This window comes from Microbacterium sp. BDGP8 (genome assembly GCF_029991045.1).
Taxonomy (GTDB): Bacteria; Actinomycetota; Actinomycetes; order Actinomycetales; family Microbacteriaceae; genus Microbacterium; species Microbacterium plantarum.
On sequence record NZ_CP120712.1, the window covers coordinates 3,268,374 to 3,293,567 of the forward strand.

Genomic DNA, 25,194 nt, shown 5'->3' on the forward strand with positions numbered 1-25,194 from the left:
GTGATGAGTGGATGCGGCTCAGAAGAAGCCCATCGCGCCTTCGGCGTACGACACGAGGAGGTTCTTCGTCTGCTGGTAGTGGTCGAGCATCTTGAGGTGGTTCTCGCGACCGATGCCCGACTGCTTGTATCCGCCGAAAGCGGCGTGCGCGGGGTACTGGTGATACGTGTTCGTCCACACGCGCCCGGCCTCGATCGCACGGCCGGCCCGGTAGGCGGTGTCACCCGAGCGGCTCCAGACGCCGGCGCCGAGTCCGTACAGGGTGTCGTTCGCGATGCCGATCGCGTCGTCGAAGTCGTCGAAGCTCGTCACCGAGACGACCGGCCCGAAGATCTCCTCCTGGAAGATGCGCATGTCGTTCGTGCCCTCGAAGACCGTAGGGGCCACGTAGTACCCGCCGCTCAGTTCGCCGCCGAGGTCGACCCGCTCGCCACCGGCGAGCAGCTTCGCTCCCCCGGCCTTGCCGATGTCGATGTACGACAGGATCTTCTCGAGCTGGTCGTTGGATGCCTGCGCACCGATCATCGTCGCCGGATCGAGCGGGTTGCCCTGGACGATCTTGCCGACGCGGTCGAGGCCGTCGCCGAGGAACGAGTCGTACACCGACCGCTGGATGAGCGCCCGCGACGGGCACGTGCACACCTCGCCCTGGTTGAGGGCGAAGAACGTGAAGCCCTCGAGGGCCTTGTCGTAGTAGTCGTCGCGCTCGCGCGCGACATCCTCGAAGAACACGTTGGCGCTCTTGCCACCCAGCTCGAGCGTGACGGGGATGAGGTTCTGCGAGGCGTACTGCATGATCAGGCGCCCCGTCGTCGTCTCGCCCGTGAACGCGACCTTGCGGATGCGGCGGTGCTGCGCGAGCGGCGCGCCCGCCTCGATACCGAATCCGTTGACGATGTTCACGACGCCGGCGGGCAGCAGGTCGCCGATCAGCTCGAACAGAAACAGGATCGACGCGGGTGTCTGCTCGGCGGGCTTCAGCACGACGCAGTTGCCGGCGGCGAGCGCGGGCGCGAGCTTCCACGTCGCCATGAGGATCGGGAAGTTCCACGGGATGATCTGCCCGACGACACCGAGCGGCTCGTGGAAGTGGTACGCGACGGTGTCTTCGTCGATCTGGCTGAGCGAGCCCTCCTGGGCGCGCAGGACGCCGGCGAAGTAGCGGAAGTGGTCGATCGCGAGCGGGATGTCGGCGGCGAGCGTCTCGCGCACGGGCTTGCCGTTCTCCCACGTCTCGGCCACCGCGATCTTCTCGAGGTGCTGTTCCATGCGGTCGGCGATTCTGTTGAGGATCACAGCGCGCTCGGCCGGCGTGGTCTTCTTCCACGACGCGAACGCCTGCCAGGCGACGTCGACGGCGCGGTCGATGTCTTCGACGGTGCCTCGACCCACCTCGCAGAACGGCTTTCCGGTGACGGGCGTGATGTTCTCGAAGTACTGCCCCTTGACGGGTTCGACGAACTCGCCGCCGATGTAGTGCCCGTAGCGGGCGCGGTACTCTGCAACGGCTCCGCGCTGACCGGGAGCGGCGTAGACGCTCGAGACGCCCTCTTCGACGATGGTCATGTCATCTCCTCGACTCCCCGCAGCGCCGATGCTGCGGTGGTGCCGGGCACGCTACGCCCCGCTACGTTGCAACGCGTTGCACGGCTCGGCGGGGAGGATGCCGCGCACTAGCGCTACGCGAATTGTGAGCGCTAACATTCGAGCGTCGTCAGTGCTGACGGCCATGCAACGACGCATACGAGAGGTTCCCCCGTGCCCGCATCCGCTCGCCCGGCGCCCTGGCGCCGACACCATCCCTGGACGCTCGCCGTCCCGATCGTCGCCGCACTCGTCGCCGCGCCGCTCATCGTCCCCGCCGCAGCTCAGGCAGTTGGCCCACTCCAGCATTCCGGGCAGGTCGCGTTCGTCGACACCCCCGACGGTCAGGCCGCGCAGGCGGCGCTCGACGCGCTAACCGTCACGAACATCGACGACGTGCGCGGCAACCTCACGCTGCCGACGACCTCGCAGGGACTCGACGTGACCTGGTCGTCGGCCGACACGAGTGTCATCACCGCTGACGGCATCGTCACGCGTTCCGAGGAAGACACCACCGTCGCGCTCACGGCATCCGTCACGAAGGGCGCGACGACGCTCACCCGCTCCTTTCCGGCCGCAGTGCGCAAGGCCGCGAACATCGGAGCCTTCGAGGGCTACACGTTCGCCTACTTCACGGGAAACTCCGTCGCGGGCGAGAACATCTACTTCGCCGCCAGCAACGGCAACGACGCACTGTCGTGGACCGAGCTCAACGGCGGCGAGCCGACGCTCACCTCCACGGAAGGCGAGAGGGGTCTGCGCGACCCGTTCCTCATCCGCTCGCCCGAGGGCGACACGTTCTACCTCATCGCCACCGACCTCTCCATCGGCCGCAACGGCGACTGGGGTCGAGCACAGACGCAGGGTTCGAAGTACCTCGAGGTGTGGGAGTCGCATGACCTCGTCACCTGGAGCGAGCAGCGCCACGTCCGCGTCGCCCCCGACAACGCGGGCAACACATGGGCGCCCGAGGCCTATTACGACGAGGCACTCGGCGAGTACGTGGTGTTCTGGGCATCGTCGCTCTTCGGCGAGGACGACCCGAACCATACGGGCAGCTTCTACCAGACCATGATGTACGCGACGACCCGCGACTTCACGACGTTCAGCGAGCCGAAGGTCTGGCAGGACTTCGGAGCATCGCGCATCGACTCCACGGTCCTCAAGGACAACGGCACCTACTACCGATTCACGAAGGATGAAGCCAGCACGACCGGATGCCGCGACATCATCCAGGAGTCCTCGACCAGCCTGACCGCCGTCGATGACCGAAGCGATCCCAGCTGGAACGCAGCCGACCCCGCCTGGAAGCTGATCGACAGCTGCATCGGTCGCGATGCCGGACTCGGCGCCGTCGAAGGCCCCACCATCTTCGCGGCCAACCCCGGCGACACCTCCGGGTCGAACTACTACCTCTTCGTCGACGAATACGGCGGACGCGGCTACATCCCCCTGGGAACGGATGACCTCGACGCGCCGGACTGGCAGGTGCCCGCGAGCTACCGCCTGCCCGCGAGCCCGCGCCATGGCACAGTGATGCCGGTGACCGCGGCCGAACTCGAAGCGCTGCGCGCCAACCTGCCGCAGCCCCTCGCGGCGAACGAGAAGGGCGAGCTGCTGCGCTACGACTTCACGGATGCCGCGGGCGCGGTGCTTCACGACCGTTCCGGCGCCGGGCGTGACGCCCAGGTACGCGGCGGTGCGACGTTCACCGACGGCGCGCTCACCTTCGACGGCACCGACGACTACGTCGACCTGCCCGACAACGTCCTCGTCGGCGTCGACGACATCACGGTCGAGGCCGAGCTGCGGATCGACCCGGCCCAGCGCACCCCGTACTTCCTCTACGGTTTCGGCAACACCGGCGCTGACGGTGCCGGCAACGGCTACCTGTTCTCGACCGGCGACCAGTACCGCGCGGCACTGACCACCGGCAACTGGAGCGGCGAGCAGAACGTCACCTCGGGTGCGGCGCTTCCCCGCGACCGCTGGGTGCACCTCACCTACACCCTGAGCGGGAACACGGCACGGCTGTACCTCGACGGTCAGCAGGTCGCCGAGAACACGAACGTGACGGTGCGCCCCGGTGACATCGGCGGCGGCAGCACGCTGGCGAACTACCTGGGCAAGTCGGTCTACAACGCCGACAACCTGTTCCGCGGTCAGATGCGCGAGTTCGCGCTGTACAACCGCGCGTTGACCCCCGAAGAGATTGTGCAGAACTCCGGCAACTCCGGCGCGCTCGGTGCCGTCAGCCTGCAGGATGCCGATGCACTCAAAGTCGCGCCGATCGTCGACACCGACGCCCGCACGGTCCTGTTCCCGGTGAACCGCGGCACGGATCTGACGCAGCTGCGCCCGGTGTTCACCACGGCATCCGGCACGACGGCCACGCCCCCGTCGGGCACGGTCCTCGACCTGAGCAAGCCCGCCACCGTCACGCTCACGACCCCCGGACAGCCCGACGTCGTCTGGACGCTCGAGGCCGTGGAGATGAAGAGCCCGGTGCTGCCGGGGCTGTACGCCGATCCGAACATCGCCGTGTTCGGTGACACCTATTACATCTACGCGACCACCGACGGCACCCCCGGCTGGGGCGGCAACACGTTCTACGTCTGGACGTCGAAGAACCTGATCGACTGGACACGGTCGGACGAGCCCATCCTGACGCTCGACGGCGCGAACGGGAACGTTCCGTGGGCCACCGGGAATGCGTGGGCTCCGACGATCATCGAGAAGGGCGGAAAGTACTACTTCTACTTCAGCGGTCACGAGCCGAACGCGAACCGCAAGATGATCGGCGTCGCCGTCGCCGACAGTCCCGAAGGACCGTTCACCGCGCAGGCGGAGCCGATGATCACCAACGACGAGGCCGTCAACAGTGGTCAGGCGATCGACCCGGCCGCGTTCACCGACCCGGGGACCGGCAAGTCGTACCTCTTCTGGGGCAACGGACGCCCCGTCTACGGCGAGCTGTCAGACGACATGCTGAGCGTCGAGGACGGGACGATCACACCGATCGACGGACTGGTCGACTTCCGTGAGGGACTCTTCCTGAACTACCGCGACGGGACGTACCACCTGACGTACTCGATCGACGACACCGGTTCGGAGAACTACCGCGTCGGTTACGCGACGTCGACCAGCATCGACGGACCGTGGACCTACCGGGGCCTCCTGTTGCAGAAGGACCCGTCGCAGGGGATCCTCGGCACCGGCCACAGCTCGATCATCAACGTCCCGGGAACGGACGAGTGGTACATCGCCTACCACCGGTTCGCCATCCCCGGCGGCAACGGCACCAACCGCGAGACGACGATCGATCGCCTCGAGATCGGTGAGGACGGGCTGTTCCAGACCGTGACGCCGACGCTCGCGAGCGTCGACCCGCGCGAGGTGCCCGGCACGACCGAGCCCAACCCGACGGAGCCCAACCCGACCGAGCCGAACCCGACCGAGCCCGGCACCGCGGCCCCGATCGTGTCGGTCTCGGCCACGACGGTCGAGCGCGGACAGGCCGTGCGGGTGACGGTCACCGGTCTCGAGGCCCGCGAGCAGGTCACCGCCGAGCTGCGGAGCGACCCGATCCGGGTGTCGGGCATCCCGGCCGCCGATGCGAACGGGCGCGTCGCGTTCGACGTCCGCATCCCCGCCGATCTGGACACGGGCGCCCACACGATCGTGGTCTTCGGTGCCGACGGTCAGGTGATCGACAGTGCGGCGATCACCGTGGTCGCCTCCGGGCAGCTCGCCGTCACCGGCGCTCAGGCGCCGCTCGGTGGCGCGCTGCTGGCTGCGCTCCTGCTCGTCGCGGGAGGCGTGCTGTGGTCGGTTCGGCCCGCACGCCGGGCAAGCGCCGCCTGACACCGGCGCCCACCGACGCCAACGGGCGGCGGCCTTCTCCAGAAGGTCGCCGCCCGTTTCGATCGCGCTCAGTGCCGGTTGCGTCGCGTGACGAATCCCTCGGCCTGCTTCGATTCGTGGGCCACCCGGACGCCGTAGCGATAGGCGAGCTTGCCCCCGAGCCATCCCGACGCGCTGAGGGTCAGCAGGCTCACGGCGCTGAAGATGACGCCCGCGATGGGGATGTCGTCGGTCGACGTCCGCAGGAAGAGCTGGAACAGGTACGCGCCGCACACCACGAAGTTCAGCCCCATGTGGATCGTGGCGGTGCTCGACGAGCGCGTCCGATCGGGGATGCGGAGGTAGTCGAAGATGCCCAGCACGATAGCCACGACACTGCCAACCAGCCCGATCCCGATCAGGACGCGCGAACCCACGGCATACGGCGTCGGGTCGGCGACGATCAGGCCGATGATGTCGAAGACGAAACTCGCGATCCACGCCCCGATCGGGATCGTGACGGCGATCGGGTGGAACGGGTGTCCGTAGGGGCCGGCGAGGGGGTTCGCGGGCCGCTTGTCGGGACGGGTGTCCAGGTCGGTCATGATCTCTCCTCGGTCAGGGCAGCGGTTCCAGGCCCTCGGCCTGGGTCGTCTCGGTCGCGACGCGGACGCCGTAGGTGTGGGCGAGCTTCCCGCCCAGCCACCCCGACACCGAAAGAAGGGCGAGTCCACCGAAACTCGCGATCATCGCCAGGGTCGGCACGGTCTCCTCGTCGACGCGAAGCGCGAGGCTTCCTGCGAACACCGACATCGCGATGAGGTTGAGGATCATGTGGGTCAGCCCCGTCGCCCGCGCAGGGGTGCCCTTCGGGATGCTGCTCCAGTCGATCAGCCCCAGCACCGACGCGACGACGGCGCCCAGAAGACCGATCGCGATGAGGATGCGGGCGCCGAGGGCGAAGACGGCGGCATCCGGACTCATGACGGCGATGACGTCGAAGACGGATGCCGACACCCAGGCGCCGATCGGCAGGATGATCGCGATCGCGTGGAAGGGGTGCCCGTAGGGCCCCGCGATCAGCGACCGCGGATACTTCGCACGCGTCAGGGGTGCGGTGTCGACCATGGCGTCTCCTCTCGTCCGACGCCCCGACCGTACGGGTTCCCCGGGGTACGACACGTACCGGGTTGACAAGCCCGGCGCGCGACCTCTACGGGCGGCCGCGCAGGGCCCGCTCGACAGCATCCAGCAGCGAGCGGTACCTCGGTGACGAGGCGAGATCATCGAGCAGCACGGTTCTGCCGTCGGCATCCGCCAGCGGAACCTGCCAGTTCGGGTACTCGTCGTCGGTGCCGGGCTGATTCTGCACGCGCTTCTCGCCGACGGCATCGACGAGCGAGACGCCCAGCAAGCGCGATGGCGATGCGGCGAGGAAGACGTGCAGAGCCTCGACGACCTCCTGCTGGCTCGCGCCGTCGGAGATCAGCCCGCGAGAGCGCAGCTCCGCCAGCATCCGGTCGCGCTCGCGCTCGAAATCGGCGAGCTCGTCGTCGACCGACCTGGTCAGCAGGCCGAGCCGGGCGCGCAGGGCGACGTGCTCGCCGTCGAGGTAGCCGGCCGTCGGCGGCAGGTCGTGCGTGTTGACGGTCGCGAGCAGGTCGGTACGGTAACGCTCGGGAGGCAGCGGTCCCCCGTCGTCGTCGCTCTCGAACCACAGGACCGAGGTGCCGAGGATGCCGCGCTCGGCGAGATAATCGCGCACCCACGGCTCCACGAGGCCGAGGTCTTCGCCGATGATCACCGCACGGGCTCGCTGGGCTTCGAGAGCCAGCACGCCGATCATGGCCTCGTGGTCATAGCGAACGTACGTGCCTTCGCCCGGCCCGAGCCCCTCTGGAATCCACCACAAGCGGAAGAATCCGAGGATGTGATCGATCCGCAGGGCGCCCGCGTGCCGCAGCAGCGACCGGAGCATGTCACGCAGCGGCGCGTAGGCATGCTCGGCGAGGGCACGCGGCAGCCACGGTGGCTGATTCCAGTTCTGGCCCTGCTGGTTGTACATGTCGGGAGGTGCGCCCACCACGACGCCCGGCGCGTACAGATCACGGAGCGACCACGCGTCCGACCCGGTCGTCGAGACGCCGACGGCAAGGTCGTGCATGATGCCGATCCGCATTCCGGCGGCAGCCGCGGCGGCAGCCGCGTCGCCGAGCTGCTCGTCGACGATCCACTGCAGCCACACGTGGAACGCGATGCGCTCAGCCAGCTGTTCCCGCAGCGCACCCACCGCGGGGTCATCGATTGCGATTCCGTCCGGGAGCCGGTCGCCCGTTTCCGTTTCGTGCTCGCGCAGCGCGCACCACAGGGCGAAGTCGGCGAGTGCCGACCCCTCCCGCCGCGCGAAGGCGTCACGCTGCGCGCGTCGGGCGGGAGAGAGCTCGACGTCATGAACGAGCGCGAGCGCCTCTCGTTTCGCGCTCCAGACCGCATCCCGATCGATGCGCTCCGCGTCCGTGTTGGCGGCGGCTGCGTCCCGCTGCAGCCGGTGGAAGCGATCGAGACCGGACTCGGAGAGGTATGCCGCTTCCCGAATGAGCTCCGGGCGGACGTACAGCGGCGCGAGGAATCGGCGCGACGACGGCAGGTAGGGCGACGGCTCGACAGGCGTCGTGACCTCCGCGGCGTGCACCGGGTTGATCAGCAGATAGTCGGCGCCCGACTCCCCCGCGATCGCAGCGAGGTCGGCGAGGTCGGCGAAATCGCCCATCCCCCACGATCGCCGCGACCGCACCGAGTACAGCTGCGCCATGAGTCCCCACGAGCGCTGGCCCGGTTCGGCGGGTGGCGGTGTGAGGCGTTCCGGCGTGACGATCAGCGCCCCACTGTCGTGCACATCGCCTTCCCCGCCGTACTGGCGCACCTGGACCGTGTGCCATCCCAGCGGGACATCCTCGGGCACCGGCACGCGCACCCGCCAGCGCGTCCGGCCGTCGACCGTGCGCGCGACCGGCTGCTGAGCGGGTATCGAAAGGGGACGCACCGAGCCGTCTTCCAGCACGATGGCCACCTCGACGTCATTGCCGTCGGCGACATGCAGCTCGATCGTCCCACCACCCCGGCGCACGACGGTCGAGGCGGGTACGAGCCGCCGCCAGGGTTCGGCTATCGACTCGGCGAGCGCCTGCTCGGCTGCCGCGTCGTCATCCGCGACCACACCCATGGCCGCCAGCACCGCACGGAGGGTGGTGGCGGGCACATCGACATGCTCGCCCGAGAAGGACGAGTATTCGGTGGCTATGCCGTATGCCCGGGCGAGCGAGACGAGAGCCGGCGTCGGGGCGTCGTCGGGGGTCGCATCGGTCATCGTCTTCTCCTCTTCGCCACGTCGGTCACGATCCCGTCACCCGCTCGAAGACTCCCGGGTAGCTCAGGACGAAGCCGTCATCATCGACGGTGAGCGTGCGCCGGAAGTCGCGATCCCGCGACTCGAAGCAGTAAGCGCGCGGCCCGACGCGCGTGTAGCGCTGGCGCCCCAGAGCGACATCCAGCGACGGCACCTGCACCCACGCAACCTCGACGTCGGCTCGGCCGCCCACGGCGAGCCGAAGCCGTCGGATCGGAAGAGCGTTGGTGGCCGGCGTGGCCGTGATGTCGATGTCGGTCGCACCGGCGAGATCGGGACGCTCCTCACCGTCGACCGACCACACGCCGTCCACGAGTTCGACGTGAAGTGTCCGCCCGCCCGACTCGATCGCCGCGTGATGGAACAGGCCGTGCTCATCGATTCGCACCGCATAACGACAGGGTCCGTCTCCGCCATCGACCTCTCCGACGATGCGGATGCCGTCATCGGAATACTCCGCGGTACACCGGTCGAGCGTCTCGACGGATCCGATGCTCGTCCATGAGATTCGTGTCGTCCTCATCGGTCGCCTCCTCCGATGTTTCACGTGCAACATCGTCCGGCCATCCTCCCAGCGGCTGCGCCACGACGAAACGGTCAGTCCGCGGGGTTGCCGAGGGAGGTCAGTCGTGCGACGATGCCCGCCCGTTTCGGCGACCGTGCCGGAAGCAGCTGCAGGCAGAGACGCAGGACATCGACGTCGTCCGCGCCATCGTCTGTGTCGGCGTACTCCAGCAGCACGTCCACCGATGCCTCCGCCAGGAGAGCCTCACGCAGAGAGGCGCGAAGCCGATCACGAACCTCCTCCGTCCCGGGAGCGCTCGAGTCCGGCAGAACCGGGCCCGCGTACGCCGCGAGGGCGACGCGGTGAGCGCCGCGGTCGAGCAGGGACGCCACCTGTTGCGCGTCGGTCTCGAGCTCGGCCGGAAGGCGGTAGGGCCGCGACAACGGCACGAGGTGCGGGGCGGCCTGCTCGAGCACCCGCCGTAGCCGAACCATCTCGGGTCGAAGAGTGTCCGTCGCGTCGGGACCGTAGACGAGCTCGGCGAGTCGCTCCGCCGAAAGCCCCTGACGGTAGGTGGCGAGCATCAGCAGGATGTCGGCGTGCCGAGCCGACACCTCGACGATCCGCTCTCCGGAGGCATCAGTAGTCTCCAGGAGAGCGCGATCGCGACCGAGCACACGCAGGGTCGAGGCGGTCGGTGCTGCGGCATCCCGTCGACGCTGCCGGGCGAAGCCGCGTGGCGGGTCGGCCCGGGAACGCAGTCGCGCCACCAGGAGTTCACTCTCGATCGCCCGCGCCGTCGCGTCGACGAGGAGTCGCGCCTGCGGCGTGGCCGCCTCCGCCCGACCGGTCACGTCGATGACGCCGATAAGTCGGCGGGTCTCGGGGTCGTGCACCGGTGCAGCCGTGCATGACCAGGGCTGCACGAGGCGGTTGAAGTGCTCCGCCCCGCGGATCTGCACCGACCGGTCGAGCTGAAGCGCCGTCCCGGGCGCCGAGGTGCCGACGGCGGATTCCGACCAGTTCGCCCCCGCCACGAAGCCCATGTCGCCGGTGAGGGTCCGCACGCTGGTGTCGCCTTCGACCCACAGCAGACGGCCGGCGGCATCCCCCACGGCGACGACCACTCCGGAATCAGTGCTCGGCACGAGCAGCGCACGGACCATGTCCATGACCCCGGCGAGCGGGTGGGCGCTACGGTATGCGGCCAGCGCTCGTTCGTCGAACTCGAGCGGTGGCAGTGCCTCGGCGCGGACGAGGTTCGCCATCGAACGGCGCCACGATTCGCGGACGAGCGACCGGACGTCGTTCAGTCGACGCTCGGCGTCAGCCCCGGCCAGCAGCTCGTCGCGCGCGCGTTCGATCAGCAGACGGGACGACTCGGGAGCGACATCCCATTTCGCGGACCACGACGAGGACACGGACGACTCCGATCGGCGGTGAAGGAGCGCCCTCAGCCTAAGCCGGACGAACCCGTCGCGGTAGGGCTGACCGCGGTCGTCAGCCGTCCGAGCGTGCGGCCCACCACTCGCGCAGACGCTGCTCCGCCGCATCCTCGCCGATCATCCCCTCGTCGAGGCGGATGTCGAGGAGGAACCGGTACGCCTCACCCACCTCACGCCCCGGACGGATCCCGAGGATCTCCTGGATGCGGTTGCCGTCGAGCTCCGGGCGCATGGCGCCGAGCTCCTCGGCCGCGGCCAGCTCGTCGATGCGGCGCTCGATGTCGTCGTACGCCGACTTCAGGCGGGCGGCCTTCCGCTTGTTCCGCGTCGTGACATCGGCGCGCGTGAGGATGTGGAGTCGCTCCAGCTCGTCGCCCGCGTCACGGACGTACCGCCGCACGGCCGAGTCGGTCCACGCGCCCTCGGAGTACCCGAAGAAGCGCAGGTGCAGTTCGACCAGACGGCTCACCGACGAGATCGTGTCGGAGTCGAAGCGGAGGGCCTGCAGGCGCTTGCGTGCCATGCGTGCGCCCTTGAGGTCGTGGTGGTGGAAACTCACTCCCCCACCGGGCTCGAGCTTGCGCGTCGCGGGCTTGCCGATGTCGTGGAGGAGCGCCGCGAGGCGCAGCACCACGTCGGGCTCCGCGCCGGGATGCCGTTCGTGCTCGAGCTCGATCGCCTGGCGCAGCACCGTCAGCGAGTGCTCGTAGACGTCCTTGTGGTGATGGTGCTCGTCGATCTCGAGGCGCAGCGCCGGCACCTCGGGCAGCACGAGCTGCATGAGGCCGGTGTCGACGAGCAGTCGGATGCCGCGCGCGGGGTCGTCGGTGCGGAGCAGCTTCACCAGCTCGCCCTGCACCCGCTCGGGGCTCACGATCGAGAGCGTCTCGCGCAGCTCGGTCATCGCCTGCTCGGTGGCGGGATCGAGCGAGAAGCCGAGCTGGGAGGCGAAGCGCGCGGCGCGCAGCATCCGGAGCGGGTCGTCGCCGAAGCTCACCGCGGGATCACTCGGCGTGCGCAGCGTCGTCGCGACGAGGTCCTCGACTCCGCCCGTCGGGTCGACCAGGGATGGTCCCGGAACGCGCAGGGCCATCGCATTGACGGTGAAATCGCGGCGCGCGAGATCTTGCTCGAGGGTGTCGCCGAACTCCACCGTGGGCTTCCGGGTCAGTCCGTCGTAGCTGTCGGCGCGGTAGGTCGTGATCTCGATCTGCTCGCCGCGCACCTTCGCACCGATCGTGCCGAAGGCGCGTCCGATGTCCCACGTCGCGGTGGCGAGAGGCTCGACGACCCGAAGGATGTCGTCGGGTCGGGCGTTCGTGGTGAAGTCGAGATCGTTGGTCGCGCGTCCCAGCAGCGCATCGCGCACGGGCCCCCCGACGATGGCCAGCTCGAAGCCCGCGCGCTCGAACGCGTCGGCGAGCGCCGAGACGACGGGAGACGCTGCCAGGGCACCCAGGCGCGCGACACCCTCGGCCATGTTCAGCATGCCTCCGAGCCTACCGGCCCTCCCCCGGAGCTCCCGAGTCCGCGATCAATCGGCGAAACGCAGGAAACCCGTGAACAGCAGCTCGCGCACGCGCGGCAACAGGTCGGCACGCAGGGCGACGGCGTCCACGTCGAGCAGGTCGGCGATCGCCGCGACGAGCACACCGACCGGCAGATCACCGTCGCTGGCCCCGACGAGGGCGGCGAGCGCGGGATCGACGTCGAGCACCCGGCCGAAGCCCGCTCCCTGACGCAGTTCGATGACCTGAGGGTCCTCGGCTCCGGGAACGTGATGGCGGGCCTCGGTCACATCTGGCGCGACCCGCAGCACCGCCGCATCCAGATCGGCGTCCGTCATGCTCGAGAGTCGCTGCCACGCGCTGAGCGACTCTCCGATATGCGGGCCGAGGGCGCCGGGGATGTTGCCTGCGATGCGCTCGTATCGGGCGAGCGTGGGGATGACGGTCGGGCGGTGCAGCGTGATGTAGCCGAACCCCACGGCGATGACCCCCCGCGCGGCGAAATCGTCGAGCCACGCCTGCACGAGCGGCGCATACGCCGGTGACCCCGGAGCGGTGCCGCCGTCGCGGACCCAGAGTTCGGCGTAGGCGAGCGGGTCGAGCTGTTCACGCTCGACGACCCAGGCATCCAGGGCCACCGGCGACTCCGACACCCAGGAGCGCACGCGATCGAGGCCGTCCTCGCCGGCGCGGTACTCCCAGTTGCCGAGCAGCTGCGCGACACCGCCAGGAGCGAGCACCGGACCGACGCCGCGCACGAAAGCCGCCACGAGGTCGTCGCCCGACATCCCGCCATCGCGGTACTCGTACGCGGGGACGCCCTCCACGCGCGGCGTGATCACGAACGGCGGATTGGAGACGACCCGCTCGAACTGCTCGCCGGCGACCGGCTCGAACAGGCTGCCGGCCCGCGTCTCGATCCCGTCGACGTCGTTGAGGAGTGCGTTCAAGCGCGTGAAGGCGAGAGCGCGCTCAGAGACGTCCGTGGCCACGACCCTGTCACCCGCGCGCCGCGCGCGAAGAGCCTGGATGCCGCACCCCGTGCCGATGTCGAGCACGCGCCCGACCCGTGACGTCAGCTGCAGTCCCGCGAGTGTCAATGACGCACCGCCGACGCCGAGAACATGACCCGTGGGCAGCGGGCCGCCCACTGCCGCCTCGTCGAGATCGCTCGCGATCCACCAGTGGCCCTCGCCCGCGGCATCCGCGATGTCCTGCGGGCGCACCAGGGCGTCGGGAACCACGAGATCACCCTCGAGGTGCGCGAGTCCGAGCTCTGCGAGCCCGGTGGCTCCCAGAGACGGCAGTGCGGCATCCACCGCAGCGCGCGATGCCGGCCCGCCCAGGAAGAGCAGCCCCGCCAGCACTGCCAGGGCATCGGAGCGCCCCGTGAGCACGCGACGGGCGGGCTCGACGAGTCCGTGACCCACCGCGGTGTCGACCATCCCTCCCCAGAGGGCTCGCACGGCGTCGGCGCGGTATCCCGCGGCATCCAGGTCGGTACGGAGAGCCGCGCAGCGGCCGGCCTCGGGGTACAGGGTCACTCGACCATTCAACCCTGCGACGCGCGAAAAGCCGCAGGCCCGGCCCGCCTCGGATGACGCACAGCAGGGCCGCCCTAGACTCTGTGCGACCCTGCGGTCGGGTATCGCAGCGGGTCGAGAGCCGCCATGACCGACATTTCCCCTGCCACCACACGCGCCCGTCGCGGCCGTCGCGGTGCCCGCGTGCTCGGCTGGCTCGCCGCTGCCGCGATCGCGCTGGCCCCTCTCGCCTCTCCGGCAGCCGCTCTCGCCGATTCCCCGCCGAGCCCGGCGCCGACCCCGACGGCCAGTGCGACGCCCGGATCCCCCGGCATCGCCTCGCTCATCGCCGCTCCCGCGAGCGGCGGCATCGTCGCAACCGGCGCGGACGCCGTCATCTCGGTCGACCAGCGCAACGGATCGCCGCGCGCGCTGCCCGCCGGCGCGCTGTCGGTGACCTTGTCACGCTCGGCCCTGACCTCCCCACAGGCGGTCGTCGACTGGCTGCGGCCCGACGCTGACGCTGACGAAGCCCTGCCGGCCTTCGAAGAGGTCGCGCGCGCCGACGTCGCCGAGCTCCCCGCGGGTGACGAGCGCGCCACCGACGTATCGATCCCGGCGACCGAGAAGAACCTCGTCGGTCTCGCCCCCGGCGTGTACCCGATCGCCGTGTCGGGCCCCGGCGGCTCGGCGCGCACGGTCATCACCGTGCCCCGTCCCGACGCCCCGGCACGCACGGCGACCGTCATCGTCCCCATCACCGCAGGGGCCCGCACCACAGGCCTGCTCACGGCGACCGAGCTCACGGAGCTCACCGCCGAAGACGGGGCGCTCAGCGCGGTTCTCGACGCCGTCACCGGGACGACTGCGGTTCTCGCGATCGATCCCGCGATCGTGGCGTCGATCCGCGTGCTGGGCTCGGGTGCGCCGGCAGATGCCGTGGGCTGGCTCACGAGCCTCATGGCGCTTCCCAACGAACGCTTCGCCCTGCAGTTCGGCGACGCCGACCTCGCGACCCAGGTGCACGCCGGCCTGACAGCCCCGCTCGAACCCACGACGCTCGAGCCGTACGCGGACCCGGCGAACTTCAGCGCCGCAGCGGGTTCCACCGCTCCCGCCAGCGTGCCCGACACGCGTCAGCTCCTCGCGGTCGGAACCGCGGCGAACACTGTTCGCGACGTCTTCTGGCCCGCCAGCGGCACCGCCGGCGCGAACGTCGTCACGACCGTCGACGCTCAGGCCGGAGCGGATGCCGACGCGCTGATTCTCGTGCCGTCCGACACCGTCTCCGGGGGCGATGGCGGGGTTCGCGCCGCTATCGGTGACGCCGACCTGCTCGTGTACGACCAGGTGGTCTCGGCCGAGCTGGCGCGCGTCGCCGCGGCATCCGACGACGCACCGGTTCGCAACGCCGAGCTCGCTGCGGCGAACGCGCAGGTCGCCCTGAGCGGCGACCGCCCGATCGTGGCGACGATCGACCGTCCCGCGACGACCTCACGCGCGAGCGTCCGAGCGGCCATCACAGCGGTCACCGGCAGCCCGGGAGCGACGCCGACCTCACTCCAGGATCTCCGCGCCGCCGACCGTGCCCAGGTCACCGTTGCCGATATCCCCGCCGATGACGATCGCGTCGCAGCCCTGCAGCGCTTCCTCGCCGACGAGGAACGGCTCGCGACCTTCGCCACGGCCTTGGTCGAACCCGCGCAGCTGACAGCGCGGGAACGCACCGCCATCCTCCAGCTGATCGGCGACGCCTGGCTGGCCGAGCCGATCGGCTGGGCAGCGGCCGTGGCGCAGCACGAGGAGAACACCGAGAGCACGCTGGACGCGGTCGGCATCGCCAACCCCGGCACGATCAACTTCCTCGCGACGAGTGCCCCGATCCCTGTCACCGTGCGTAACGACCTGCCCTGGCCGGTCTCGCTCGTGCTCTTCGCCGAGACCGGCGACCCCCGCCTGATCGTGCAGAAGACGACGATCGTCGAAGCGGGCGCGCAGCAGAACACCCGCGTCGACGTGCCGGTCGAGGCACGCGTCGGAAGCGGCGAGACCACCCTGAGCCTGCAGCTGCGGAGCACGGCCGCCGTGCCGATCGGCGCGTCGGAGCGCATCGGCCTCACCGTGCGCGCCGAGTGGGAGTCGGTCGGCATCACCGCCATCGTCATCGTCGTCGTCGTCCTCATCGCAGGCGGCGTGATCCGGACGATTCTGAAGCTGCGACGTCGGCGGAGCGAGACCCCCTCCGGACAGAACGACATCCCCGAACAGCAGGAGAACACCGAGTGAGCGGAATCGGCCGGGCAGGAGCGGTCGTCGCCGCGGGAACACTCGTCTCCCGGGTCACGGGCCTCGTGCGCAACATCGTGCTCGCCGCGGCGCTGGGGACCGTGGGCGCCGGTGCGGCGGACGCCTTCACGCTCGCCACGCAGCTGCCCAACAACATCTACGCGATCATCTCCTCCGGCCTCCTGGCCGGCGTGATCGTCCCCCAGATCATCCAGGCGGCCAAGCACCGCGACGGCGGCAGCGCTTTCGTGTCCAAGCTGCTGACCCTCGGGGTGATCGCCCTGGCGGTGACGACGGCGCTGGCCGTCATCGCCGCCCCGTTGCTCGTGATCGCATACGGCGACAAACTCGCGCCCGAGACGCAGGCGCTGGCGCTGGCTTTCGCATACTGGTGCCTCCCCCAGCTGCTCTTCTACGGCCTGTACGCGCTGCTCGGCGAGATCCTGAACGCCCGCCGGGTCTTCGGGCCGTTCGCGTGGTCGCCGATCATCAACAACGTCGTCTCGATCGCCGGCTTCCTGGTGTTCATCTGGATGTTCGGCGTCCGTGAGGATGCCGCGGGCTGGACCCCGACGATGGTCGCGATCATGGGCGGCACAGCGACGCTCGGCATCGTGTTCCAGGCCCTCGTCCTGCTGCTCTTCTGGCGCCGTGCCGGGCTGCGCGTCCGCCCCGACTTCCATTGGCGCGGCATCGGGCTCCGCCACATCGGACGACTGGCCGGGTGGACGTTCCTCATGGTCGTCGTCGGTCAGATCGCCGGGCTCATCCAGACCAACATCGTCGGCTCGGCGTCATCGAGCGGCCCGTCGATCGCCGTCCTGTCATACGCCTGGCTCGTCTTCATGCTCCCCTTCTCGGTGATCGTGCTGTCGATCGGCACGCCGTACTTCACGCGCCTCAGCGAACACGTCTCCGCGAACCGGCCCGACGCACTGCGGGCCGATCTGAATTCGGCGACCCGCACCATCGGGATCTTCATGGTCGGAGCCCTCGCGGCGATCGTGGCGGCGATCGTTCCGATCTCCCGCGTCTTCACGAAGACCCCGGATGCCGCCCAGGCCTTCGCCTGGGTCCTCGCGGCGTACCTGGTGGCTCTCCTGCCGCTGTCGTTCCAGTTCGTGCTGCAGCGGACGTTCTACGCCCACCAGGACACTCGCACTCCCTTCTTCTTCACTCTCGCACAAGCGGTGCTGGTGGTCGTCACCGCCCTCATCGCTGCCGCGATCCTGCCCCTCGAGCACCTCGCTGTCGGCATCGCCCTCGGGCAGTCGCTCGCGAACGTCGTCCAGCTCGCTCTCGCCGTCATCCTGCTGCGACGCAAGATCGGTCCGCTCGGCCTCGGCGGAGCCGTCCGCGCCGTCGTCCGCTTCGTCGTCGCCGGCATCCCCGCCGCCGCCGTCGGCTGGCTCGTCTTCGCTCTTCTCGGCGGCAGCGCGGGCTGGGTCGCCGGCGGCTACCTCGGAGCCCTGTTCGGCGGAGCCGTCATCGGCCTGGCGACCCTCGTCGTCTACGTCATCCTCCTCGCACTCCTCCGTGCCCCGGAGCTCGGCACAGCCGTGCGCACGGTGCGCCGCATCCTCGGCCGCTGACACCCCTCCCCCACGGCCGCCGGGGAATGCCTCGCGGCTACCATGGGTTGGACGTGTCGGGGTATCCGCGACGCGGATTCCAGACCCCAGAAAGGGATGTCGACGTGCGACAGGTCATCATCATCGGATCCGGCCCCGCCGGTTACACGGCCGCGATCTACGCGGCGCGCGCGAACCTGAAGCCGCTGCTGATCGCGAGCTCGGTCGAAGCGGGCGGCGAGCTGATGAACACCACCGAGGTCGAGAACTTCCCCGGCTTCCCCGAGGGCATCATGGGGCCCGACCTCATGACCAAGATGCAGGAGCAGGCCGAGAAGTTCGGCACCGAGGTCCTCTACGACGATGTCGTCGAGCTCGACATCGACGGACCGGTCAAGAAGGTCACCCTCGGCAGTGGCGCCAGCCACGAGGCTGACAGCCTGGTCTTCGCGACCGGCTCGGCCCCGCGCAAGATCGGCATCGAGGGCGAGAGCCGCCTGTCGGGCCGTGGCGTGTCGTACTGCGCCACCTGCGACGGCTTCTTCTTCCGCGAGCGCACGATCGCCGTCGTCGGCGGCGGCGACTCGGCCATGGAGGAGGCGACGTTCCTGACGAAGTTCGCGTCGAAGGTCTACGTGATCCACCGTCGCGACGAGCTGCGCGCCTCGAAGATCATGCAGAACCGCGCCATGAACAACGACAAGATCGAGTTCATCTGGAACAGCGAGGTCGCCGACATCCTGGGCGAGGATGCCGTCACGGGTGTCGTCCTCCGCGACACGGTCGACGGCTCGACGCGTGAGCTCGCGCTCGACGGCATCTTCGTGGCGATCGGATACGACCCCCGCACGCACCTCGTGCACGGATCTCTCGACCTCACGGAGCACGGCACCGTCTGGGTCGACGGTCGCTCCTCGCGCACCTCCGTCCCCGGCGTCTTCGCGGCCGGCGACGTCATCGACCCGACGTACCGCCAGGCGGTCACCGCCGCGGGCAGCGGAACCGTCGCTGCACTCGATGTCGAGCACTACCTCGCCGCCCTGGGCGAAGCGTCCGAGCCCGCGGCCGACAGCTCCCCGCTCCGCGGTCGCCCTGACGAGGGCCTCGAGTCACTCGTCGCCGAGACCGAGACGAACGACGAGAGCGACGCGGCCTGACGGCCGCACCGCGGAACAATTCACCCGCCCACGTCGTTGACGTAGGCGACACCCTTTCGAAGGAGATCACCATGACCGCCAAGGCCACGACCGAGAGCACCTGGCAGCAGGACGTCCTCGACGCCGATGGACCCGTCCTCGTCGACTTCTGGGCCGCCTGGTGCGGTCCGTGCCGCATGGTCGGACCCATCCTCGACGAGATCGCCACCGAGCACCCCGAGAAGATCACGGTGCTCAAGCTGAACGTCGATGAGAACCCCAACCTCGCCATGCAGTACCAGATCACCTCCATCCCCGCGATGAAGGTCTTCAACAAGGGCGAGGTCGAGAAGACGATCATCGGCGCGAAGCCGAAGTTCGCACTCGAGCAGGACCTCGCCTCTTACATCGGCTGACCCCAGACACACGGAAGCCCCGGTCGGATCACTGATCTGACCGGGGCTTTTTCGTTTCGGTCCGCTGCTGTCGCGGTTCGTCAGGAGGCGTCGGCGCGCGTCGCTGCGTCCCACCGACGGTGCGGCTCACTGCCCAGCAGGCGCCATACGGCTCGGGTCAGTTCGGGGTGATCCATCGCGATCTGACGAAGGACGCGATAGTTGCGGGACGAGCTGGGGCGACCCCCGCCGTAAGCGGCGATGTTCTCGGCGCGCAGCATGAGAACGACGAGCTCGTCGACGGAGGGCAGCTCCTCCATGAACTCCCATGGGTCTTCGCCAGCGCGGAGCCGCTCCTCGACGAGGACGGAAAGTTCATCTGCTGCTTCAGCCCGCAGCAGCTCGACGCTGGCACGCCTGGGATTCCGCTCGTCTGTCACCGAACAAGCCTACGTCGCGCCACCGACATGGGGGTCAGCGTGCGCCGTACGCGTCCTCGCCCAGCTCGGCGAGGATGCGGTTCAGATCCTGAATGGTCGCGAAGTCCACGACGATCTGCCCCTTGCGCGCGCCGAGCGAGATCTTCACCTTGGTGTCGAGGCGGTCGCCGAGACGCCCGGCGACCTCGTCCAGGTGCGCGCGGACTCCCCCGGCCTTCGGCGCGGGGCGTCGAGTCCCCGCCGCCTCGATCGTCTTCGCCGCTGCTTCGGCAGCACGTACCGAGAGATCTTCGTTCACGATCTTGTCGGCGAGGCGCTGCATACCGTCCGCACCGTCGACAGAGAGGATCGCGCGCGCGTGGCCGGCACTGAGCACGCCGGCCGCAACACGCTGCTGGACCGGAACCGGCAGGCGCAGAAGGCGGATGGTGTTGCTGATCTGCGGGCGTGAGCGTCCGATACGGGTCGCGAGCTCCTCCTGGGTGATCCCGAAGTCCTCGAGCAGCTGCTGATAGGCGGATGCCTCCTCGAGCGGATTCAGCTGAGAGCGGTGCAGGTTCTCGAGGAGCGCGTCCCGGAGGAGATTCTCGTCCGACGTGTCGCGCAGCACGGCCGGGATCGCCGTCAGGCCGGCCTCGCGAGCGGCGCGGGTGCGGCGCTCACCCATGATCAGCTCGTACTTGCCGTCCTCGTTCGTGCGGACGACGACCGGCTGGAGCACGCCGAACTCGCGAACGCTGTGCACCAGTTCGGCGAGGTCTTCGCTGTCGAAGTGGGTACGGGGCTGCCGCGGGTTGGGCACGATCTCGTTCGGATCGACCTGGATCAGTGCGGTTCCGGGAATCGAGACGAGCTCGGGACCCTCCTCTGCCTTCACTTCTGCGGGCGCCGGCACCTCCGTGGCAGCTGTCGTCGTCTTACCCCCGGGGAAGAAGACATCGACGGGCCGGGCCTCGGTTGCCTCGGACGTGGGGATGAGTGCGCCGATTCCTCGGCCCAATCCGGTGCGCTTGGCCATCAGGCTTCTCCCTTGTTTCCTTGTACCGCCGCAGATGCACGCTGCGCGATCTCGACGGCTGCCTCGCGGTACGCCACCGCGCCAGCCGATTGCCCATCGTAGGCGATGACCGTTTGACCGAAGCTCGGTGCTTCCGAGACGCGAACCGAGCGCGGAATCACCGTGCGGAGGACCTCATTCGGGAAGTGCGACCGCACTTCCTCGGCCACCTGCTGGGCCAGACGGGTACGTCCGTCGTACATCGTCAACAGGATGGTCGACAGGTGAAGACGGCTGTTCAGGTGCTTCTGGATCATGGAGACGCTGCCGAGGAGCTGGCTCAGACCTTCGAGCGCGTAGTACTCGCACTGGATGGGGATCAGCAGCTCGTGCGCGGCCGTGAAAGCGTTGATCGTCAGGAGCCCGAGCGACGGCGGGCAGTCGATCACGACGAAGTCGATGCGGTCAACCACAGAAGCGAGGTAGTCCTCGACCGCCGTACGCAGCCGGTGCTCCCGCGCGACCTGCGAGACCAGCTCGATCTCTGCGCCTGCCAAGTGGATCGTGCTGGGCGCGCAGAGCAGATTCGGAGACTCGGGACTCACCTGCACGATGTCCGAGAGGGGGAACTGGTCGATCAGCACGTCGTACACGCTCGGGATGTCAGCACTGTGCGGCACGCCCAGGGCGGTCGAGGCGTTGCCTTGCGGGTCGAGGTCGATCACCAGCACGCGGGCGCCCAGCGAAGCCAATGCAGCAGCGAGGTTCACCGCGGTGGTCGTCTTCCCGACGCCACCCTTCTGATTAGAGACGGTGATGACTCGTGTATCGCCGGAAAAGTCGACCGAAACGGCGTCCAGGGCCCGGCGGCGGGACGAAAGATCCGCCAGTTCGCGCGCGAGCGGAGAATCGAACGTCAAGGACACGCGGCCCGATTCGGGTTCTGCCATTCGTTCAACTCCTCGGTTCGTGTTCTCACTTTACGGACGGCCTCTGGTGTTTCACGTGAAACGGCCGCCGACGATGTTTCACGTGAAACATGAGGTGGCAACATGCTGGACCCGCTGTTTCACGTGAAACATCACCGCACCGTTGCACGCAGGACGCGCGTGGGCTCAGCGAGGACAGACTCTCCGACCATCTCCACGCGCACATCACGCAGCTTGAAACGGCGGATCACCTTGTCGGCAGCGGCGATCTCCGCTTCAGCATTCGCGCCCTTCAGCAGGAAGAGCTCTCCCCCATCGCGAACGAGCGGCGCTGTGATCGGGACGAGCGTACGCAAGGCGCTGACAGCGCGAGCCGTGACGCCATCCAGCGTCCCAGCGCCGTTCCATTCTTCGGCGCGGGATCGAACGATCTCGACGTTGTCGAGGCCGAGATCTGCTACCTGCTCGGTGAGCCAGGTGACTCGTCGTTCCATCGTCTCGATGAGCACCCATTCGACGTCCGGTCGCGCGATCGCGAGCACGAGCCCAGGCAGACCCGCGCCGGATCCAACATCTCCGACACGGCCCGTGAAAAGTGGAGCCGCGGCCGCGCAGTTGAGAACGTGCCGAGTCCACAGTCTCGGCAACTCGAGCGGGCCGATCAGGCCGCGCTCCTCGCCGTGCGCTGCCAACGCAGAGGTGTAATGCCGGGCCAGGTCCACCCGAGCGCCGAACAGCGCCTCGACGGCACTCGTCGGCTCCGGCTCGATCACGGGTGTTTCACGTGAAACATCAGCCATGTCGGATGACGGTGTGGCGGTCTGCGCCTTCGCCGTACGACTCCGAGACGACTCCACGCTCAGACGCGATGTCATGAACCAGCTTGCGCTCGTAGCTGGACATCGCCGGCAGCGATGCCTGCGATGCACCGTCGTTGAGACGCTCGACGGCACGGTCGACGAGACGCTCGAGCTCGCGCCGGCGCGCGTCCCGCGATCCCCCGATGTCGAGGATGAGGCGTGAGAACCGTCCGGTCTTCGTCTGAACGGCGATCCGCGTCAGCTCCTGCACCGCCTGCACGACGTCGGGGTCCGACAGCACACGCAGCGCGCTCGGGTCGTCCGCCTCTACCGATACGTATGCCCGTCCGGCGCGCACGTCGAGGTTGAGGTCGCCGTCGATGTCGGCGATGTCGAGCAGGCCCTCGAGGTAATCAGCGGCGATGTCGCCTTCGTGCTCGAGCTCTTCGACTGTCGCGTCAGCGCGCTCAGCCGCCGGGGACTCCGTGGGGTTCGTCATGATTCCTCGCGTGGTTCGATCTGTGCGATGAGGGATGCCGGCAGGGTCAGCCCTGCGAGCCATCCTTGTTCGACTGCTTCTTCGCGCGCTGCTTGCTCATCGGCTGCTGGCGCTTCGGCTGAGCCGCGCGGGCACGCTCAGCCTCTTCGAGGAGTCGCTGCTGCTCAGCCTGGTACTTCTCCATGGACACGACGCGACCCTTGGCGTCGAGGGCCTTGCCCTTGCGTGCGAGGCGCTCCTCGCGGGCCTTCGCCGCCTCCGAGCCGGGGGTCGGCAGGTTGCGGATGACGATGAACTGCTGCGCCATGGTCCAGATGTTCGACGTGAACCAGTACATGACGACGCCGAGCGGGAAGAAGACACCGGAGAAGATGAACGCCAGCGGCAGCACGTAGAGCATGATCTTCTGCATCTGGTACGCCTGGCCGGTCTTCGCCTCGGGCGACAGGTTCTTCGAGATGATCTGCAGCTGGGTGATGAACTGCGACGCGATCATCAGCACGACGAGGATCACGAGGATGGTGACGGTTGCCGTCTGACCGAGGTTGATCGCCTCGATCATGTTCGTGTGAAGCGGCGCCACGTCGAACAGCTGCGCGTCGTAGAACTGCTTCGTGAGGTCGACGTTGAGGAGGCCGACACCGCCCACGCCCCACTCGGCGTGCTTCTTTACGTCACTCAGCGTGTAGAACATGCCGAGGAGGATGGGCATCTGCACCAGCAGCGGAAGGCAGCTCGACACTGGCGTCGTACCGTGCTTCTTGTACAGAGCCATCGTCTCGCGGCTCATGGCCTCGCGCGACAGCTGATCGCGCTTTCCGCGGTACTTCTCCTGGATCTTGCGCATCTCGGGCGCGAGCTCCATCATCTTGCGCTGACTCTTGATCTGCCGCACGAACAGCGGAATCAGGGCCGAACGCACGACGATGACCAGACCGATGATCGACATGACCCAGGTCGCGCCTGCGGCGGCCGGCATGCCGACAGCGGTGAGAACCCAGTGCCAGAAGACCAGGATCGCCTCGACCAGGAACTTGAACGGCCACATGATCGTGCTGAAGAAGTCAGCACCGCCGGGAGGAGGAGTCGTCGGGGTCGGCACGACGGGAGTCGGCGTGGCGAGGAAGAGATCCAGCACGGGATCAGTCCTTTCTCGGCGGCACGACGAAGCCGTGCCTGGTCAGGGTGTGGCGGAAGTCCCGATGGGCGGGGACGTCATCGACGCCCCCCTGCGCCCACGGGTGGCATCGGGCGAGCCGAGCGGCGGCGAGGGCGGAGCCCTTCACGAGCCCGTGCTGCTGCACGGCCCCCACCGCGTACGCGGAACAGCTCGGGTAGTACTTGCAGACGTCGCCGTACAGCGGCGAGACAACGGAACGGTAGGCGTGCAGCAGCGCGATCCCGGCATTGCGCGGAACGAGCGGCGCCGCGCGGAGCACGGATGTCGCGGCCAGGTGTCCCTCACCGACGGAAGCGGTGGGCAGCGTCGACCAGCTCATACCGCCGCTCGCCGTCGCAGACACCGTTCCACCTCGTCTCTCAGGTCAGCGAAATCCGAGCGCGCCGCTGAGGGGAGAGCTCGGATCACGATGTCGGCGCCCTCACGGACGTCGGGAAGCGCTTGCGCGCAAACGGCCTTCAGCCGTCGGCGCACTGTATTGCGCACGACGGCTGATCCGACTTGCTTGCTGACGATGAAACCGAACCGGGGAGCTCTGCTCGCACCGGTGGACACCACGTAGGTCACGGTGTGCGCACCGGCACAGCGAGCACCCCCGCGGACGACGGCCTTGTAATCCGCCCCGCGCGTGATCCGGTTTCCGCGCGCCAGCACAGAAGAGGCTGTGTCAGGCCGACAGCTCGGTGCGGCCCTTGCCGCGGCGAGCCGACAGGATGGCGCGACCGGCGCGGGTGCGCATGCGGGCGCGGAAGCCGTGCTTCTTGGCGCGGCGGCGGTTGTTGGGCTGGAACGTGCGCTTGCTCATAGGGATCACTCCGGATCGGCGGTCACCGGAACGCTTCAGACCGGGGACACGGGGGTACAGGACTGCCCTCGCGGGCATAAGTCAACCGACTAAGGGTACGTCGCGATGCCCGGTAACTCAAACCGGAGCGACGGGAACCCGCAATTATCCACCGCTGTACACAGGCCCTGGCGGCGACACGCGGGCCGGAACTACAGTGGATTTGGCGCTCCCGACACCGCATGACTAGCGTGTCACGGGCAGTTATCCACAGCTATCCCCAGTTTGGCGCGTAGCTGTGTGGAAAAGCATCGATCATCCGCGGGGGAACTCTTGGCTCAGCACGATCTCCCGGACGTACCG

22 protein-coding genes are annotated in these 25,194 nt (G+C 68.6%); 5 read left to right on the top strand and 17 right to left on the bottom strand.

Annotation, left to right across the window (positions count from 1 at the left end):
- Window positions 1-18 precede the first annotated feature (18 nt).
- Entirely contained in the window at window positions 19-1,566 is a 1,548-nt protein-coding gene (locus P6897_RS15790) for an aldehyde dehydrogenase family protein (RefSeq protein ID WP_112615445.1), read from the bottom strand.
- Window positions 1,567-1,758: 192 nt separating this feature from the next.
- On the opposite strand from P6897_RS15790, the gene P6897_RS15795 reads away from it, so the two are divergent.
- A complete protein-coding gene (locus P6897_RS15795) occupies window positions 1,759-5,448 on the top strand; it encodes a family 43 glycosylhydrolase (protein WP_282501739.1) in 3,690 nt (1,229 codons plus the stop codon).
- A gap of 68 nt (window positions 5,449-5,516) precedes the next feature.
- On the opposite strand, the gene P6897_RS15800 is transcribed toward P6897_RS15795, so the two are convergent.
- The 7 genes from P6897_RS15800 to P6897_RS15830 all read right to left on the bottom strand — a co-directional run bounded on the left by P6897_RS15800 (window position 5,517) and on the right by P6897_RS15830 (window position 13,835).
- Window positions 5,517-6,032 carry a DUF2231 domain-containing protein gene (locus tag P6897_RS15800; RefSeq protein WP_114587537.1) on the bottom strand — a complete coding sequence of 172 codons (516 nt, stop codon included), beginning with the start codon at window positions 6,030-6,032 and terminating at the stop codon, window positions 5,517-5,519.
- Between the two features lie 13 nt (window positions 6,033-6,045).
- Complete coding sequence (locus P6897_RS15805; RefSeq protein WP_282501740.1) at window positions 6,046-6,555, bottom strand: DUF2231 domain-containing protein; 510 nt, start codon at window positions 6,553-6,555, stop codon at window positions 6,046-6,048.
- Window positions 6,556-6,640: 85 nt separating this feature from the next.
- Window positions 6,641-8,794 (bottom strand): 4-alpha-glucanotransferase, encoded by a 2,154-nt coding sequence (gene malQ, locus P6897_RS15810; protein WP_282501741.1) that lies wholly within the window; start codon window positions 8,792-8,794, stop codon window positions 6,641-6,643.
- 25 nt (window positions 8,795-8,819) lie between these two features.
- Window positions 8,820-9,356, bottom strand: coding sequence for a putative glycolipid-binding domain-containing protein (locus P6897_RS15815; RefSeq protein ID WP_282501742.1), 537 nt, complete (start codon window positions 9,354-9,356; stop codon window positions 8,820-8,822).
- Window positions 9,357-9,430: 74 nt separating this feature from the next.
- Window positions 9,431-10,759 carry a GAF domain-containing protein gene (locus P6897_RS15820; RefSeq protein WP_282501743.1) on the bottom strand — a complete coding sequence of 443 codons (1,329 nt, stop codon included), beginning with the start codon at window positions 10,757-10,759 and terminating at the stop codon, window positions 9,431-9,433.
- 79 nt (window positions 10,760-10,838) lie between these two features.
- Window positions 10,839-12,272: a CCA tRNA nucleotidyltransferase gene (locus P6897_RS15825; RefSeq protein ID WP_282501744.1), complete on the bottom strand. Its 1,434-nt coding sequence runs from the start codon at window positions 12,270-12,272 to the stop codon at window positions 10,839-10,841.
- Window positions 12,273-12,317: 45 nt separating this feature from the next.
- Complete coding sequence (locus P6897_RS15830) at window positions 12,318-13,835, bottom strand: methyltransferase (RefSeq protein WP_282501745.1); 1,518 nt, start codon at window positions 13,833-13,835, stop codon at window positions 12,318-12,320.
- Window positions 13,836-13,961: 126 nt separating this feature from the next.
- Between P6897_RS15830 and P6897_RS15835 the strand changes: the two genes are divergently transcribed.
- The 4 genes from P6897_RS15835 (at window position 13,962) to trxA (ending at window position 19,223) form a co-directional block, all read left to right on the top strand.
- Window positions 13,962-16,100, top strand: a complete 2,139-nt coding sequence (locus P6897_RS15835; protein ID WP_282501746.1) for a DUF6049 family protein — start codon at window positions 13,962-13,964, stop codon at window positions 16,098-16,100.
- Window positions 16,097-17,692: a murein biosynthesis integral membrane protein MurJ gene (murJ, locus tag P6897_RS15840; RefSeq protein WP_282501747.1), complete on the top strand. Its 1,596-nt coding sequence runs from the start codon at window positions 16,097-16,099 to the stop codon at window positions 17,690-17,692. Before P6897_RS15835 ends, murJ begins: the two co-directional genes overlap by 4 nt.
- A 104-nt stretch (window positions 17,693-17,796) precedes the next feature.
- Window positions 17,797-18,828, top strand: coding sequence for a thioredoxin-disulfide reductase (gene trxB, locus P6897_RS15845; RefSeq protein WP_274179128.1), 1,032 nt, complete (start codon window positions 17,797-17,799; stop codon window positions 18,826-18,828).
- Between the two features lie 71 nt (window positions 18,829-18,899).
- Window positions 18,900-19,223 carry a thioredoxin gene (gene trxA / locus P6897_RS15850; RefSeq protein ID WP_023953450.1) on the top strand — a complete coding sequence of 108 codons (324 nt, stop codon included), beginning with the start codon at window positions 18,900-18,902 and terminating at the stop codon, window positions 19,221-19,223.
- Between the two features lie 80 nt (window positions 19,224-19,303).
- Here trxA and P6897_RS15855 read toward each other — a convergent pair whose 3' ends face one another.
- The 9 genes from P6897_RS15855 to rpmH form a co-directional block, all read right to left on the bottom strand.
- Window positions 19,304-19,642, bottom strand: coding sequence for a tryptophan synthase subunit alpha (locus P6897_RS15855; RefSeq protein ID WP_269268412.1), 339 nt, complete (start codon window positions 19,640-19,642; stop codon window positions 19,304-19,306).
- Between the two features lie 34 nt (window positions 19,643-19,676).
- Complete coding sequence (locus tag P6897_RS15860) at window positions 19,677-20,660, bottom strand: ParB/RepB/Spo0J family partition protein (RefSeq protein ID WP_274179127.1); 984 nt, start codon at window positions 20,658-20,660, stop codon at window positions 19,677-19,679.
- Window positions 20,660-21,589: a ParA family protein gene (locus tag P6897_RS15865; protein ID WP_282501748.1), complete on the bottom strand. Its 930-nt coding sequence runs from the start codon at window positions 21,587-21,589 to the stop codon at window positions 20,660-20,662. The genes P6897_RS15860 and P6897_RS15865 overlap by 1 nt, the downstream gene beginning before the upstream one ends.
- Window positions 21,590-21,720: 131 nt before the next feature.
- Window positions 21,721-22,368 (bottom strand): 16S rRNA (guanine(527)-N(7))-methyltransferase RsmG, encoded by a 648-nt coding sequence (rsmG, locus tag P6897_RS15870; protein WP_274179200.1) that lies wholly within the window; start codon window positions 22,366-22,368, stop codon window positions 21,721-21,723.
- Entirely contained in the window at window positions 22,361-22,867 is a 507-nt protein-coding gene (locus P6897_RS15875; RefSeq protein ID WP_274179125.1) for a R3H domain-containing nucleic acid-binding protein, read from the bottom strand. Before P6897_RS15875 ends, rsmG begins: the two co-directional genes overlap by 8 nt.
- Window positions 22,868-22,913: 46 nt before the next feature.
- A complete protein-coding gene (yidC, locus tag P6897_RS15880) occupies window positions 22,914-24,002 on the bottom strand; it encodes a membrane protein insertase YidC (protein ID WP_112616914.1) in 1,089 nt (362 codons plus the stop codon).
- 7 nt (window positions 24,003-24,009) lie between these two features.
- Window positions 24,010-24,366, bottom strand: coding sequence for a membrane protein insertion efficiency factor YidD (gene yidD / locus P6897_RS15885; protein WP_269268416.1), 357 nt, complete (start codon window positions 24,364-24,366; stop codon window positions 24,010-24,012).
- Complete coding sequence (gene rnpA, locus P6897_RS15890) at window positions 24,363-24,701, bottom strand: ribonuclease P protein component (protein ID WP_023953438.1); 339 nt, start codon at window positions 24,699-24,701, stop codon at window positions 24,363-24,365. The genes yidD and rnpA overlap by 4 nt, the downstream gene beginning before the upstream one ends.
- Window positions 24,702-24,714: 13 nt before the next feature.
- Window positions 24,715-24,852, bottom strand: a complete 138-nt coding sequence (gene rpmH, locus P6897_RS15895; protein WP_036304730.1) for a 50S ribosomal protein L34 — start codon at window positions 24,850-24,852, stop codon at window positions 24,715-24,717.
- Between the last annotated feature and the right edge of the window lie 342 nt (window positions 24,853-25,194).